This is a genomic window from Paenibacillus planticolens, from assembly GCF_013141725.1.
Lineage (GTDB): Bacteria > Bacillota > Bacilli > Paenibacillales > NBRC-103111 > Paenibacillus_E > Paenibacillus_E planticolens.
The window spans coordinates 92,528-108,988 of sequence record NZ_WHNZ01000007.1; the positions used below are offsets into that span (position 1 = coordinate 92,528).

The 16,461-nt window shown below is 47.7% G+C and carries 6 protein-coding genes; all 6 read right to left on the minus strand.

All coding sequences use genetic code 11. The features are described from left to right. Nucleotides 1–20 precede the first annotated feature (20 nt). The 6 genes from GC097_RS00985 to GC097_RS01010 all read right to left on the minus strand — a co-directional run bounded on the left by GC097_RS00985 (nt 21) and on the right by GC097_RS01010 (nt 16,453). Entirely contained in the window at nt 21–746 is a 726-nt protein-coding gene (locus GC097_RS00985) for a DUF4352 domain-containing protein (protein ID WP_171681479.1), read from the minus strand. Nucleotides 747–1,023: 277 nt separating this feature from the next. Continuing rightward, nucleotides 1,024–1,818 carry an SDR family NAD(P)-dependent oxidoreductase gene (locus tag GC097_RS00990; protein WP_171681480.1) on the minus strand — a complete coding sequence of 265 codons (795 nt, stop codon included), beginning with the start codon at nt 1,816–1,818 and terminating at the stop codon, nt 1,024–1,026. A 49-nt stretch (nt 1,819–1,867) separates the two neighbouring features. Then, on the minus strand, nt 1,868–2,896 hold the full coding sequence (locus tag GC097_RS00995) for a helix-turn-helix transcriptional regulator (protein ID WP_171681481.1): 1,029 nt from the start codon (nt 2,894–2,896) through the stop codon (nt 1,868–1,870). A gap of 109 nt (nt 2,897–3,005) precedes the next feature. Beyond that, entirely contained in the window at nt 3,006–4,919 is a 1,914-nt protein-coding gene (thrS, locus tag GC097_RS01000) for a threonine--tRNA ligase (RefSeq protein ID WP_171681482.1), read from the minus strand. 454 nt (nt 4,920–5,373) lie between these two features. Further along, nucleotides 5,374–9,204 carry a polysaccharide lyase family protein gene (locus GC097_RS01005; RefSeq protein WP_171681483.1) on the minus strand — a complete coding sequence of 1,277 codons (3,831 nt, stop codon included), beginning with the start codon at nt 9,202–9,204 and terminating at the stop codon, nt 5,374–5,376. Nucleotides 9,205–10,111: 907 nt separating this feature from the next. Continuing rightward, a complete protein-coding gene (locus GC097_RS01010) occupies nt 10,112–16,453 on the minus strand; it encodes a family 43 glycosylhydrolase (RefSeq protein WP_171681484.1) in 6,342 nt (2,113 codons plus the stop codon). Nucleotides 16,454–16,461 lie beyond the last annotated feature (8 nt).

Consider the following 16,461-nt stretch of genomic DNA (forward strand, 5'->3'; position numbering starts at 1 on the left):
TTCAGCAATCGTTTTACAATTTAGTTCGTTTTCATATAAATAGGATCAGCTAAGTATGATTTGTATTCGATAATAGGCGCTTTATCATTTACGTCGACTTGAAGTACTACCCAACCAGTATTTTCTTCTCCAACGGACAAGTACGCGTCTACCGCGGGCCTCGGAGAAATGACAAGTAGACTCTCATAATTTTTACCTAGCGACGATACTAGCCTAAAATTAAGAAACCCAATACTTACCTTTTCGTCGTTGTCTGAGTTGGTCGTTATTTTAACAGTAATTTTAGCCAAGAGCAGTTCCATTCCCTCAAGGGGCTCATCATAATTTTTACCAGAGTAACCTTTGTTATATTCTTTTACTTCTTCCATAAGCTTCTTTGCTTCTGGTCCACGGACAACTTCAACGATGTGCATATCCCCTTGGTAAAATTCAAATGGTGTATTTTTTTCAAACATGACTTTGGAACCTATCGGGGCTGGAGTCTTTAGTGATTTTCCATTATCTGAAGCGTCCAAGTTACCTATATGGATCTCTCTATTACTATCATCCCATTCTAATCTTTGGCCTAGCCACTGAGCTACATCACGAACTGCTACATATCCTTTTCCATCAATCATTTTAATATTTGCCTGAACATTCTTACCGTAAATATAAAGCTTTATTTCAGAAGATGCATAGGCACCCGCTGCCGCAGATGCTATAGAGAGTGCGATCAAACCTAGTTGTAGTAATATCTTTTTTCTCATACATTTCCTCCGAAAATAGTCAATTATAATAAGTAACAATCGTGCCGTTGTACTTTTTTCAAAAAATTGTCTTATCCCAAACCTTATTTTACCATAACAGCCATCGATGAGTTGGTCAAATGAAAGCTGGCGTTAGTTGGAATTAAATTAATAACTGTGGCAGACAATTTCCACACCTTACATATGTATCCTTCCCGTTAGATGCGTAAAAGGCTGCCGATCATGCCGGCAGCCTCCCATAGCAGTATATTGAACAAACGTTCTGCATTAACTTTAATTAAAATATAGTCGGTACCATCCCCCCATCCATTCGGATAGGAGAGCCTTTGAACGCGGAGGCATAAGGACTGCAGATGAATGCGGCTAACCGGCCGATCTCCATCGGTCTTATGAACCGCTGGATCTCGGATTGCGGCAAGTTCTTGTTCATGAAATCCTTCTCTTTTGCCTCGAAGGTCATCTCTTCGTTCGAATACATGCTTTCGATGATCATTTGCACATTCTCGGAAAGCGTCGGACCGGGCATGATCGTGTTCACGGTGACCCCCGCCCCCTTGGTCAGCTTCGACAAACTCTTGGATAACGAAAGGAGCATCGATTTGGTAACGGCATAATGTGGCATCTGGCCAGAAGGCATTACGGCTTCCTCACTTGCGATAAAAAGAATGCGTCCATAATTGCCGCTCAACATGGAAGGCATATAGAACTTAGTCAGACTGTTCGCAGCAAGCACGTTCGTGCGGAAGTACTTCTCCCATACTGTATCGTCTACATTGTCATAAGACATGATCTCGTAGATACCCATGCTATTGACCAGAATATCGACTTGTGGGAACTTCTCGAGCAAAGCTTCTCTTTGCTGAGCATCCACTAGATCGGCTGCAGCATTCTGAGGCCGAGTGTCCGGAAATTTCGCCTGAATCTCCCTCACCGTGAGCTCAACCTCTTCATTGCTCCGACCATTTATGAGAACATGAACGCCTTCTCTGGCAAGTTCTAGTGCAATCGCTTTGCCAATCCCTTTAGTAGAACCCGTTACTAATGCTTTCTTATTTTTCAATCCCATATCCATATGCCTGCACTCCTTATGTTCAGTATAGGGATATGATAGCTCGTTTTCTCTATTCGGTAACTAGCGAGGAACGCCAATGTTCTTGCATTACGCGCCAATTAGCGGGAGTCTCCCCTTCCCACGAGCGGAATGCGCGGTAAAATGAATTCTGATCTTCGTAGCCTACGAGAAAAGCAATCTCTTTGATCTCTAGCGACGGGTCTGCTAAATATGCGAGCGCCTGCTCATGCCTGGTTTGCGCCAGCAACTGCTTAAAGCTTGCTCCTTCTTCCGTCAAACGGCGCTGCAAGGTGCGATCACTCAAGCCCAACTCGTTGGCTACAGTTTGAATGTCCATACGCCCCCTTGAAAGGCAACGGGAGAGAATCCATTTCACTTTATTGCTGATCTTGCGTTTACTACGTTGTTCATCCAAAGAACGATCCAAGGCGGGAGTCAGAATATCGAGAAGTTCTTCGTTATAAGAAACGAAAGGACGGTCCAGATCACTGCCGTGCAGCGTAAGCCGGTTGCCAGACGCACCTACCCGAACGGAGCAACCGAAATAAACTTCAAGTACTTCCGTGTTGCCCATATCGTGGGCGAACTCTACAGAATAAGCCGTGAGCGGCCGACCGGTTCCTCGTCGTCCTAGCTCTAAGAGATAGGCGAGTGTAATGCCTACCAATACAGGTGGTCCGGGCTCCGCGGCATGCTGCCAATCCAGTTCGACGACACCATGCTCTCCTTCTTCACGCAAACACAAGCTTTCGGGAGGGCACATTTGCTTATAACGAGTCATTCGCGTAAGAGCATCTCGGAAATCCCGGGCATGGAAGATCGCTAAGGCGGCCGGCGGGTATTGCGCCGTCTCGAATGCCGTGGCCAACTTGACAATTCCCGTGGCGGTATCGCCGACAATTTCGACATAGGCCTGCCAGATCGCATAGTATTGAGCGATCGTAACGACTGGGTCGTTGATAACGGTCAGGGGTAGATGGGCATGGCGTGCTACTTCTTGAGGGGATACCCCTAATAGACGTAAACTGGACCAGAACCCTGGTGCGAGCTTCACTCGATCGGCGGCTGTAGTTTTCATAATGGTATACCTCCCGGGGCAATGTCCAATGTCAAAAATGGCCCACGGCTGCCGTGGACCATTAAATTATAGCTTAACCATCAAGCAGCGTCACTTGTTCTTCTATCACTTATTTTTTGACACGAATTTCTTCATTAATTTGCCCAATAATCTCTAGGATACTTTTTGATCCAAGATCTCCTTCACCCCGTTTTCTCACAGAGACACTTCCGGAATTCTTCTCATTCTCACCGAGAACGAGCATATACGGTATTTTTTCGAGTTGGGCTTCACGAATTTTATACCCGAGTTTTTCATTCCTCACATCTACTTCAACACGAACCCCGGCCTCTTCTAGCGATTTCTTCACTTGCAAGGCATAGTCGATATAGTTCTCCGAAACCGGCAATAATTTCGCCTGAACAGGCGCAAGCCATAGCGGGAAAGCTCCGGCAAAATGTTCGGTTAACATACCGATAAATCGCTCAATAGATCCATAAATAGCACGATGTATAACGACCGGCCGGTGCTTCTGGTTGTCCTCGCCGATGTAAGAAAGATCGAATTTCTCGGGCATCTGGAAATCCAATTGGATTGTCCCACATTGCCAACTCCTTTTAAGCGCATCTAAAATGTGAAAATCAATCTTCGGTCCATAGAATGCCCCATCGCCTTCATTGACATGATACTCGATATCAAGTTTGTCCAGGACATTTTGTAAAGATTGTTCAGCCTGGTTCCATAGCTCCTCAGAACCCATTGAATCTTCGGGCCGGGTAGATAGTTCGACCTTGTATTCAAAGCCAAGTACTTGATAAACGTAATCAATCAAGGCAATGACACGGCTAATTTCATCCTCAATTTGTTCAGGCAAAACGAAAAGGTGAGCGTCGTCCTGGCAGAATGTACGGACCCGCATCATCCCGTTAAGGGCCCCGGAAAGTTCGTGGCGGTGCACGTGGCCAAATTCGGAAAGACGCATAGGCAATTCCCGGTAGGAACGCAAGCTGTTTTTAAAAATAAGCATGTGTCCCGGGCAGTTCATCGGTTTAAGCGCAAACTTTGTTTCGTCCACATTGGTGAAGTACATGTTATCTTTGTAATGCTCCCAATGTCCTGATTGCTCCCAAACCCGATTATTCATCATAAGCGGTGTACGCACTTCAGCGTAATCACGCTGTCTCTGTAATTCACGCGCAAAGTTCTCTAGCTCCGTACGGATCGTCATCCCTTTCGGAAGAAAGAAAGGCATTCCAGGTGCCTCTTCAGAGAACATAAACAATTCAAGTTCTTTCCCGAGCTTGCGGTGGTCACGCTTTTTAGCTTCCTCAAGAACATGTAGATGTTCTTCAAGCTGGGCCTTTTTCGGAAAAGAAGTCCCATAAATCCGCTGCAGCATCTTATTATTAGAGTCACCACGCCAGTAGGCACCCGCCACGTTCATCAGTTTGAACGCCTTGATCCGGCCTGTCGAAGGAAGATGTGGCCCCCGGCACAGGTCAAAGAATTCACCTTGATCATAAATGGTAATGACGGCATCTTCCGGTAGGTCGCGAATGAGCTCTAATTTTAAAGGTTCTTCGAGCTCCTCGAATGTCTTAATTGCATCTCTGCGGCTGACGACCCTGCGAACAATGGGCAGGTTCTCTTGGATAACTTTCTCCATCTCTTTTTCAATGGCAGCAAGATCATCAATAGACAGCGGTTTTTCTATATCAATATCATAATAAAATCCGTCTTCGATGACCGGTCCAATTCCGAGTTTTACTGCCTTATCTCCATAAATGCGTTTAATGGATTGGGCCATTAAATGTGCCGTACTGTGCCTGTATATCTCCAAGCCCTCTTTACTGTCAAGAGTAACAATTTCGACAAGACTGTTAGGCTCAATCGGTTGATTAAGATCAACGAGTTTGCCATTGATTTTTCCAGCTACCGCATTTTTCTTCAAACCTGTACTAATAGATTCTGCCACTTGTTCGATTATCGTACCTGGGGGATACCTCCTAACTGTTCCATCTGGCAATGTTACATTGATCTCCATGATTTAGCCTCCATTTCTAGTTTTCCATTATTTTTGAACGCAAAAAAACGCATCTCTCCCACCAAGGGACGAGTGCGTTCAGCTCGTGGTTCCACCCTAATTTGACCTGCAACATGTCAGTCTTTGGCTGTTCACCAAAGTAGCAGATGCAAGGTCCTTATTGGTATCCGGTATCGGGGATAAAACGGTGACGCTTACTGCCGCGACAAACGATCGACGGGTTCAACGACACGGCTACAAAGGGGTAATTTCACAACCGGTAACAGGAGAAGCTTTCAGCCTAAACTTCTCTCTCTGGACAGTTCGTGAAGGAAATCATGTCTTTGGTCAATGCCTTATTTATGTTTACGGGTATAATATTACATAGTCGCGCTCATAAAAGTCAAGGGAAAGAATTATTATAAAAAGTAAGGGGAGGAATCCTTTAGACTCCTCCCCCAATTTTATTACGTAATTACTCCAATATTTTCATCGCAACTGCTGTTAAGTCATCGATGTCTATGACACCGTCTTTATTCACGTCACCGGCTTTAAATTGATTCCAGTCACTGTCGGTCGACTTTTTGCCATACCCGGCTGCCACTATCGCCAAATCTCCGATGGCTACTTTGCCGTCACCGTTAACATCTGCGGAAATTCTGGATGATTCGAAGGCGGCAATGGCCAATGTTAAGTTGGTTACAGCTTGATCGATCTGCTGTTGAGTTGCCGAGGCTTGATCGACAACAGCTTGGGCTTGATTGATCACCGTTTGCAGTAATGCCTTAGATCCGGCGACATATTGACCATCGGCCTTGCCTTCTACTGCGGCATTGACTTTGGATTGCGCTGAACTAATTAATGTCTTAAGAGCAGCCGTATCGATAGGTTGAATCTGTACGTCGAATGTGAAGGCGGATCCCGGTATTTGTAATTCCTGACCCATACCGTTGGCAATGATCACATTGTCAATCGCTACTGCAGCTTTACTCGGTGCAGCGTTAGGTTTGGCAACGAATGTAAAATTAACGAAATTGCCATTGGCCGGAGTCACTTGGTCTTTAGCAAGCGCGGCTGTCAGGAATCTAATTTTACCCGGAGACAGCTCTTTCGACTCAATAACTTTTAAGCCTTCCGTCAGTGATTTCGCCTTTACGAATGTCAGTACATCGGGATCGAACTGTATCGTCAGATCTTGCGCAAATATTTCTTGATAAACGCTATCGGTCACTGCACTGATATTGAAACTTAAATCAAATGGCGTACCTGATACAACAGATGCCGGTCCGGTTAAAGACGCCGCTGCCGTTTCAGTCCCTGCTTCGTAAACAGCGATGGAATCCAAGTAAGTCGTCATAACCTGACCAGTAGTATCCTCAGTCAGGATGACTACATCAAGGAAAGCGATCGTGCCGTCATTCTTTGCAGGATCGTAAACAAATTCCAATGTTTGCTCAGCATTTGTAGCTTTATTCTTGTAGGTGACGTTTATCTTCTTAGCTGTCTTGTCCACAACTACGGTTACCGTATACCAGGCAAGTTTATCGCTGAATGTAGTATTTTTAACACTGGTGTAATTATTTTTCGGACGGGTGAGTTGAGCGTACGCACCCAGATTGGTGTTGTGTCTGTTTGTAAGCGCGACCAAGATATCGCCGTTGCCGTCCAATATACGCAGTTCGGCGCTTTTGGCCGTACTATTGTTCCTTGGCGGAGCGGGATACCAGTCAAAAACGACCATCATTTTGTCGTTATTGACTGGTTTAGGCAATGCCTTCCTCATGGCAAGGTTAACCACGTTGTTCGCATAAAGCTGAAACTTTTTGCTTGTGTTCCCGGCTATATCGCCATTATCGATCTGCGCGAAGATATGACCCGGTTCCGTTCTGTCAAATCCCCATAGGGAGCCGTCCTCAAAGTCGGTGTAATAAAGTCCTTTATAGCCCTCAACCGGAGGTACGGCACGGGAGAGATGATCCATAGCCTGCTGCAGAGTGTTCCTCGCCGCATAAACCGTATTCTGAGTGGCGCCAGCATTAGCTATGACAGCATTAGCTGCGTTCAGAGCCTGTGCAAAATCATTCCAATGATCGCGTTTGTAATCGCTTACACTGAATGCATTGGCCGTCGACACTAGCTCTTTAAGCGTTGTTTTGTTAACGCCGGAGCCATTCGCCACATTTCTGGCGCTGATGGTCAGCAATTCTTTATAGTCGCTTCCTACGTTTTGTGTATCCATTAGCGATATAAAGCCGGCAAGCGCACTGCTGAAGTTAGCGGCGTTAGTATCCAGGTAGTTATGGAGCGCAGTAACAGCGGAAGCTGTAATGTCGCCCGCACCCTTCCCGCTATTAACAAGTTGCTTGAGCGAATCAATATTGCCCTGTTCGTCTGTGGTCAACATAATGGTATCGTACATAACCGAACCGCGGTAGAATGGCGGCGGATTCGTGTCAATAATAAGGTCTCTCGACTTATTCGAAATGGTTATCGTGTTTGTACCATTTCTCAGCAAACTCCCGTCAAAGACGATATCCTCGCTGAGGTAGCGTCCGCTGCGGTTTGCGCTGCGATATATGGTCTGGTCGTTTTTGCCGACGTAGTTCAGCACTTTAACAACGGTTCCGTTGACCTTGATCTCCAGTATGGGCTGATTAGACACCGCAGCAAAGGCGACACGCAGGTGTGCGTCACCCGTATATGCTTTAGTTGAATTAAATTCAATCTTCCATGCACCGGTTTCGGCCCATGAACCGGTGCCGGGCCATGCTCCAAAAGCGTTCGCAGTCGATGTCCAAATATTGGGGCTGGAGCCGACGGTTTCGGTTTTTACCTGAGCGTAATACCAATCTTTTGTAACGCTGCTGTTCACGTTATAGGTTAAGTTCGCTGGTGCGTCGCGCATAAGCGAGTAGTTTCTCTTTTCGTCGCTGCCTCGGAAGCCTACCGTGGAATGGCTGGCCTTGCCGATTTGGAACAGATAGTTGTTGTCTATGGTAGGTGACCAGGTCAAGGATCCCAGTTCTTTTGTTGTACCTCCATCCGAAGCTCTAATATTTACGCCCTCATACTCAAGCTGGCCTATTATGGAACCATGCTGTGGGAACACATATAATGTATAGTCCCCTGGCCTCACATTAGGAATTCTGAAATTACCGTTCTTGTCGGCGTAAGCATAGAAGTAATAGCCATTTACCTGGCGAATTACCTCTACGCCTGGCTCGGAAAGGATCACCATGGCGCCTCCCAAGTCCCTGCCGTCGGAAGTTTCGAGCTTACCTGTAACGGTTGCTCTCTCGTCCGCCTTAGGATACAGTCCCGGAGTATTAGCAGTATCTGTTACGAAATTATAAGGCCACTTCGCTATTTCCGCAGCCGCTTGCCTCTTAGCGTCGGCTATCAGGTCGCCACCGTCGACGGAGGCAGCATCATTAAAATAAATCAGCCAAGGGCCATGAATCTTCTGCCAGCCGTTAGGCGGGTCCATATTAGCGCCGCCCATGTGGCCGCCTGTAAAGTAGTTAAGGATTAATGCATCATCTCCGTGTACCAGCAATTCCTGTTTTAACGGACCGCCGGAGAAGTACTCGGAGCTGGCATTAATCATCCAGGCACCGTAATTGTTGCCATAATGACCTACAAGAGGATTCTCGGCGTGATAACCCACAAAGTCGTATTTGGAGAAAATAGTGTCTGAATTGGGATCCTTCCATGTGGTATCCTGAACCACCGGCTTCCAGAGAGGTATTGCTTGGTTCATCTCACTATTATAGCCATTGGGAAGGAGGTCGTGGCTAAAACCATACAGCGTGCGCACTTCCGCCGCTCCGCCCCTTTGTTCCGGTGTTGACAGGATGACATAGTCATATAGACCATTGACACCCCTGCGCATGACAAAATGACGCTCCGCCTTGAACCTTTGGGTTGAAGCCGTATATGCGTATGTCAAAACGATGTGTACCTCGTCCGTAGTATTCAGAACATCCGTCACTTTTGTTACGGTAAAGCTGTCTATGTTATTAGTAATCGTAAACGGATAACTAGGTGCCGATAGTGATGCACTGCCGTTAATTTTAACATTACTTATTTGTCCGTTAGTAGTCGATATATCCATTGATAATGTACCGTTGCTTAGCCTCCACGTGTTGGCAATGCCGGGACTTTTATTCAGCACAACATCATTATTCAAAACAGTCGCGATCGTTTCCTTAGCCTCTCCATCTGCCGCCACTGCCGAAAACTGGACGAGGGCAAATGAAAGAACAAGCGCCAATAATAGCGCAAAAGACAGCCTCAACTTAGCCATTTTTTTATCCTCCTTCTAAAATTTTAGTATACTGCCAGATGTCTTGCCGACATTGGCCGCCTTTTTCCAAAGCTTCCTCCTCCTCTGGTTCAATAATGTAACTAATGTTTAATACATCCCTATTAAAACGATACGGTATGTATCGGTATAAAGCTAGTTTAAAAATCATACCTTTTTGTTCAAAAATCAGAGGTATCCGCCAAGACATAAAAAAAGCCTAGCCTGCAGGCTAGGTCTTTGTCTAAACTCGCACGTTGAAGCGTTTCTCTTACCCCGATTCAGTTAAAAGAGTCCTATGTCTCATCATGCTTCGGACGCAGCGGCCGTTATCTTTGCGAAAAGCGTCGTGTCTCTCAGCTGACGGACACCAGAGTCCTTATTTGCCAATTTCGCGGTAAAATCAGTCCCCAAGTGAGTACGTAACAGCGCTGGTGTCCGTCCCATGTTCGAAGAAGTTCTTTTTCATCGAACAAAGGCTACTCAGTCCGTTAGCGAGGACAAAAACTGCGTTAACACCATTACGTCTGCCGACCAGCTGAGTGATCAGAGGTTGTTCCTAACACTAAGCTCATTTTACAGCGTTAACTACAACCTTTTGTCCACTCCACCTACTTTAACGCTGAAAAACGATGTCTCAGCTAGAAAAACGAGGGAAACAGGGCCAGTTCCACAACTTTAAGCTTGTTTTACAGTGTTAACTTCAACCTTTTGCCCTCTCCGCCTACTTTAACGCTGAAAAACAACTTTTCAGCTGGCACATCGGGGGAACCATTCTGGACATTTCTAGTGAATTTAATTCTGTTTAAAAAGAAGCCTTGGTCACCAAGGCTTCCTTCATGTATTCGCGAAGCAAATCACATTGGAAAATCATGTGAAATTCTCTACTACTCTTTAGAATATGCGACTCTTAAGATATGGCATTCAGAATTAATCGTGCCAGAGCCGCAAGGTCTTCGATGTCGATTTTGCCGTCGCCGTTCAAATCAACATGCTTGTACAGATTCCAATCTGGATCAGCAGACGATTTGCCGTACCACTTAGCCATCACTGCCAAGTCGCCGATGCTGATTTTGCTGTCGCCATTCAAATCTCCCGGGATTCTCGTGTTGACTGTTGCAAGGAACGCCTCAACCGCACTGCTCAGATCAGACGTCGCTTGATCTACTTGCTGCTGGCTGGCAGATGCATTACCCGCCACTGCTTGCGCGCTGTCAATCGCTGCCTGCAATGCCGCTTTTGAACCTGCCGGATATTGTCCGATGCCGGTTCCTTCTACTGCCGCATTGTATTTGCTTTGAGCATCTGCAATTGCTGCATTGAGCGCTGACTTGTCAACGGTTACAATGATGACCGATGCCTTGAAAGCTTGCAATGCCGCATCAAGACCTGCATACGCTTGATCGATTTGTGCTTGCGTTGAAGATGTGTTAACCGCGACTGCTTTCGCGCTTTCGATAGCCGCTTGCAGAACCGCTTTCGCTCCCGCAGGATATTGGCCATTCCCATTTCCTTCTACAGCCGCATCATGAATACTTTGCGCGTTGGAGATGGCTTCATTAAGAACTGTTTTGTTGACATAAATAATTTCGATATTTGTCGGTATGTTTGTTCCTTCCGGTTTTGTTTCCCCGTTCGTTTCGCCATTGGCAACGGAGACGTCAGACAAGGTGAGTGTGGAGGATGTGGAATCGGTTTGCGCTAAAGCTTTCCACTGGATTTTCAGCAATGGACCATCCGAGTTCACCCCGTTGTCATGACCAAGACTTGCTGCAAGAATGCGAACTTTTCCATTCACTACCTTGGTGTCTACGACGACAAAATTGGCTCTCAGTGATTCTGCTGATAAGAATTGAACCTTGGCAGGATCAAAGCTGATCGTAATATCCTGAGCAAGAATGCCGTCTTTCACATGAATCAAGCCATAAATCGACTCGAACTTATCACCGGCAATGACACTTCCGTATACACTTAACGTTGCAGTAGTGTTTTTCGGAGCCTCAACTGTTACGTTCGCTTTCGCTTTAATCGAAGTGCCTGCAACCGTTCCGTTAATTGTGAATGTTCCGGATTGCGCATATTGCGACGGAGCTATAGCATCCCATACAACCGGTACTATCGCCGTCGGGCTATTGCTGTATACTACACTCACTGATTCAGGCATCATGGGGTAAACCCCGGACACAGTTGTCACTGCAACATCGGGTATACTTGTTATAGTCAGTGCTTTGATTTGATCAGCACTTAATGCGCTGTCAAATATAGAGAATTCATCTACCGTCCCGTTCAAGTATGGATCCGCGGAATATTGTGACTTCCCGATGTAGTTGTTTTTGGTCAACCCCATGTCGGAAGGCTTAAAGGTCATGTTGGTATTTGTGGCTGCCAAGTTGCCGTTAATGTACATCCGTGCGGTATTCCCTGATTTTGTGATTGCGATATGATACCAGGCATTTGCTGAGAGCGTCATCGATGTGGAAGTAAGTGTCTGTTCAGCAGAGCCATTCACCTTGATTGCAAACCTTGGCAAGTTATTTGTGGCCGTTCTCAGCGTGAGGAACATGTACGTATCCTGATCTTTACCGAAATCAAATATTCTGGCCCATGTCGCCATCGTCGCCGGATTTACCCATAAAGCGACTGTAAAGTCGTTAAGATCCGATACAATTCCTTCAGGCAGATTTGCATACTGACTGCTTGCGGATTGCAGCTGCAGCGCATTGCCTAATTTTCCGGACACTCTGTTTCCAGTAGCCCCGATGATGGTGGCATTATTACCTTTAACTGAGTCAATAGCCATAGCCCCGCTTGTTTCGTCAAACTTGTACCAGGCTGCGTTGCCTCCTCCATTCGGAGCGCTATTGACCGTCACCGTTACATTCGCCGAACCAGTAAGTTCGCCATCTCTAGCAATAAGCTTGAATGTGTATTCGCCTAATTCCGTTACAGTAACTTTCGTATTCATTGCGTTTGGATTTTCAAAAATCACGCTGGCTGGTCCGCTGACAAGGCTCCAGGCTACCGTAACCGGTTGTCCTTGCAAACCGTCGTTCACCACATTGCTTTTTAGATTGATCGTCGGCAAAGTGGATTGCGTGCCTGAAGTGATCGTGACTTTCGGAGCAATTTTCTCTACCTCGACAATACTTTCCGCAGTCATCCCGTTATCAGCAGCCGTGGCGGTAATAACAGCCGTTCCCTGTGAAACAGACTCAACGGTTACGCTGGCAGTTCCTGCCGCCGGATTGTAAGTGATACTGGATACGGTTGCAACCGCCGGATTGCTTGATACAACCCTCAGCATTTTATTGTCGGCATCTAATGGCTGTAACGAAACCGTCAGCACTTGAGTCGCCTTACCTTGAAGGGAAATCTTATTTTTGTCCAGAGATATGGCAGTCACAGCGATACGCGGAATAACATTTACGTGACTTTGTGCTGTAAATGAGCCATCTACTGTTGTTGCCGTAATGGTTGCTTCTCCTACCGATACGCCTGTCACAACGCCTGTATCACTTACGGTCGCAACAGTTGGGTTGTCGCTCGTCCAAATTATCCGCTTGTCGTAAGCATATTTAGGAACGATAGATGCAATTAACTGCTTGGAGAATGTTTCTTTCACCGTTAATGTGCTTTGGTCCAGTGTTACACCTTCCACTGGATAAATACCATATTCAAAATTCAGATAGTCGATATCGAGCAGATTCTGCGTTTCGGTTCCGACATATTTGAAGAAGACGTCGTGTGTGCCGAAGATGGTATCTATTTTCGCACTATAGTCTTGGAATGTCTTTCCGTCGCCTGCCGGTACGATCAGTTCGCCAACCTTAGGGCCGTTCAGGCTGTCTAAGTGGAGCTCGATGGTCCCGCCAACGCCAGAGGCAATTCTTGCGTTGAACGATACAGCACCTTCACTGCCAAAAGCCAGCTTGCCGAGGGCGTGCCATGAACCGTTGGTCACGTTGGTCAGCGCCATGTTGACGACTTCGCCCCGTCCTGAGATAACCTTCGTCGAGATGCCGCCCGAGTTCCAGCCGATGGTTTCGCCTTCGATTCGTTCAAACGGATTCATCGTCTTCAGTTGACTGACGCCTTGGCGTTCCATCTGAAGCGGTGTAATCGTTCCGTCGGCATTTATGTTGATCTGGGTGATGCTTGGGGAGCGGTAATCCCGGTTGCCGGTCTTCCCGGTGGCTAGCCGCTGGGCGATGTTGACCTGGCGAGTATGGTAGATGATGTACCACTTGCCTTTATACGTGAAAATCGCGTGATGGTTGTTGCCGCCGTCGCCATTACCAAATACGCCCGGTCCAGGCAGGATAGGACCGATATACTTAAACGGTCCCAGAGGACTGTCACTGACCATGTAGGCGATGGTGCCGGTAGGCGGATAACCCGCTCCATTCGTACCGCTGAAGTTCGAGCAATAGGAATAATAGTACTTGCCATTGAACTTATGAATACCTGAATCCTCAAAGAGCCTCGGAGCGTCGATTTCCTGCGGTGTCCCAACAATGCTGATCATATCGTCGCCCAGTTGTACCGCGCGGGCTGACTTAGGATTGTTGGCATCCAATCCGCCTATGCCACCACCGTAGTATAGGTACGCCTTACCGTCATCGTCTACAAAGACCGCCGGGTCGAAGAGCCACGGTACCTTTACCGAATCGCTGTTTGGCGTGTTTCTGCTAATGAGAGCTTTTCCGAGAGGATCATGGAATGGTCCGATCGGAGAGTCTGCCTCCAGCACACCGACGCCGTTAGCGCTGTCGGCGAAGTACAGGAAGAATTTTTCTTTACCATTAATTGTCTTGTGCGCAGCTGCAGGCGCCCATGCGTTGCTCGCCCAGGTAGTCAGACCGTCTGCAAGTTGTCTGCCGACAGGCACCTTGCCGTGGTCGGTCCAGTTCACCATATCGTCTGAAGAGATGATTAAGACGCTGCGACAGTTTGTGTAGCTGTTTGCCGTATCCGGCGTCAATTCCCATTGAGCCTGGTCATCCGTCATATAGATGTATATTCTGCCGTTGTATTCCATGACAAAAGGATCAGCGCCGTACTTGTGGGTGATCAGCGGGTTAGAATAACCCGGTACCTTCGCCCATGCGCTGCCGCTTTCCGTCGCCAACAGTCCGAATGACGCAGATACGCCGGTCACATCATAAACCGATTTGCCGCCCTTCACCTTCACATAGTCGAGCGTGGCAGTGACCGTTTTGGCTGCAGCCTGCAGATCAGCCACTTCCAGTTTCACGGTGGCAAACAAGCTCCTGCCGCTGCCATTGAAGCTCACGTTGCTACCTGTTACGTCCACGGTCAGTTGGTTGCCGACTTGGTTCCATGAAACTTTACCGGTTACTGCGCTGCTGAGAACCACATCCTTCGCCTTGAGCTCACTCGGAATGCTGAATGACGCGGAGATTTCGGAGTAAGTTCCTTCGGGCAGAGGATCCAAATTAAGTGGCATATCCACTTTCGTTCCGCCTACGCCGGCGATGCCGGTTGCACCAGACATTGCGGCGCCGAGAGGCGTCTGGGCTGTGGCGCCCTTCAACTCGTCGCTGATCCGGAAGTAATCGAAGTCCACATAGCCGCCTAAGGTCGTCGTTGCGTAGTTATACAGTGCGAATCGATAACCCATGAAGTGGTTGGTGGTGCTGTAAGACATCTGTTGCGTGTTGCCAAGTTGGGTCCAATTCAAACCATCAAGGCTGTAGTAGAAATTGCCTTTGTCCGTCTGATTCCGAAAGTCGGCGTCGACCTTCAGATAGACCTTGCTGCTACTTAGCGGAATGCTTTGCACGTCAGTGTGAGATGTCGTTGACGAGCTATTGACCATGACTAGTGTCTTGGCGTCGTTATCCATCCGCACCTCGATGGTGCCGTACCGGGCTGTGAAGAGTGACAGGCCGGCTCTATCGCCGTTTTTCATTTTGGACACATCCAGCGCGGTTTGTGCGGAGGACGTCGGACCGAAAGTCCGCTGGGTCAGCGTGTTCCGTGCATTCAGGAGGTTTGTGGCCATCTGCCCTGTGGTCAGACGCAGCCAACCCGTACGATCCGTCAGGGACCAGAAGCGGTTATCCGGATTGTGATTCCACTGCCAGGCCAGGTTCAAGTTAGAACCATTGTACCCATACTCTGGGAGAGACATGCTCAATTTTGCATCGTTGTATGTCGGCTTCTTCGCATTGTTATAAAACTCATCGGAGTACACAACGCTTTTCAAATCAAAGCTGCCCTGGATCGGCTTCGGGCCGCTCCGCGTCAGATGCAGGCCGGTATCGTCATCGCCGAACATCGGCCAACCGTTTGACCACTGGATGGGCATCACCCATGGGATTCGGCCCACGGAGCCGCTATCACGGAAGAGAATGCCGTACCAGTTCCCCTTACCGTCGTCCACGATGTTGCCCTGAGCAGGGCCGCCGCCGTTGATATTTTCCTGAGCGACCGTCTTGGCTTCAAAGGGGCCATTCAAGCTGTCACTGCGGTGGACGACCTCCGTCCGAGGTTTGCCTGACGGCCATGTGATACAGAAAATGTAGTATTTACCGTCGATTTTCTGAATATGAGCGCCTTCAGCAAGCCCGCTGGTAGGCGTGATGCCGGTAATAGGATCCGGCGCGTGGATGTTGCTTAGAATCACCCGAGGTGTGGCGCCCGGCTTGATCCCCGTCACCGTTTCATTCATCTCGATGATATAGAGCGGGTTGTTTCCGTAAACCAGCCAGTTCCTGCCGTCGTCGTCCAGCAGCAGACTGCAGTCATGGTAACGAGTATTGATCTCATACTTGCGCCAAGGCTGATTTTCCGGATCTTCGGTCTGGAAGATGTAAGTCTTGCCTGTCGTCGGAGACGGAACTACTACATAGAAGGTCCCGTTCTTATACCTCAGACTGCTGGCCCAAGTGCCATTAGAATACATATTTTGGTTGTTCTTAAGCGTCGTAGAGTCCATGTCATCCATGATCAAATAGCAATAGCTTATGGTCTCCCAATTGATCAGGTCGTAGGACTTCATGATGGGCACGCCCGGGTTCATATGCATCGTCGTGCTGGACATATAGTAGGCATCACCGACCCGGATCACATCCTGGTCAGGCACGTCCGCCCAAATGACCGGGTTCGTATACGTCCCATCGCCCTTATCAGATGAAGCAAGAGGCGTGTCCGCAAATGCTTGTTGAAAAAATGAAAAGTTGCCTACTAATGTAAAAATTAATAAGAATGCCATTAGTTTCTTAAACATTTTTTAAT

Bases quoted from the DNA above. Each gene is read 5' to 3' on its own strand.
- GC097_RS01010 (WP_171681484.1), bottom strand. From the start codon at position 16,453: ATGTTTAAGAAACTAATGGCATTCTTATTAATTTTTACATTAGTAGGC.
- thrS (WP_171681482.1), bottom strand. From the start codon at position 4,919: ATGGAGATCAATGTAACATTGCCAGATGGAACAGTTAGGAGGTATCCC.
- GC097_RS00985 (WP_171681479.1), bottom strand. From the start codon at position 746: ATGAGAAAAAAGATATTACTACAACTAGGTTTGATCGCACTCTCTATA.
- GC097_RS01005 (WP_171681483.1), bottom strand. From the start codon at position 9,204: ATGGCTAAGTTGAGGCTGTCTTTTGCGCTATTATTGGCGCTTGTTCTT.
- GC097_RS00990 (WP_171681480.1), bottom strand. From the start codon at position 1,818: ATGGATATGGGATTGAAAAATAAGAAAGCATTAGTAACGGGTTCTACT.
- GC097_RS00995 (WP_171681481.1), bottom strand. From the start codon at position 2,896: ATGAAAACTACAGCCGCCGATCGAGTGAAGCTCGCACCAGGGTTCTGG.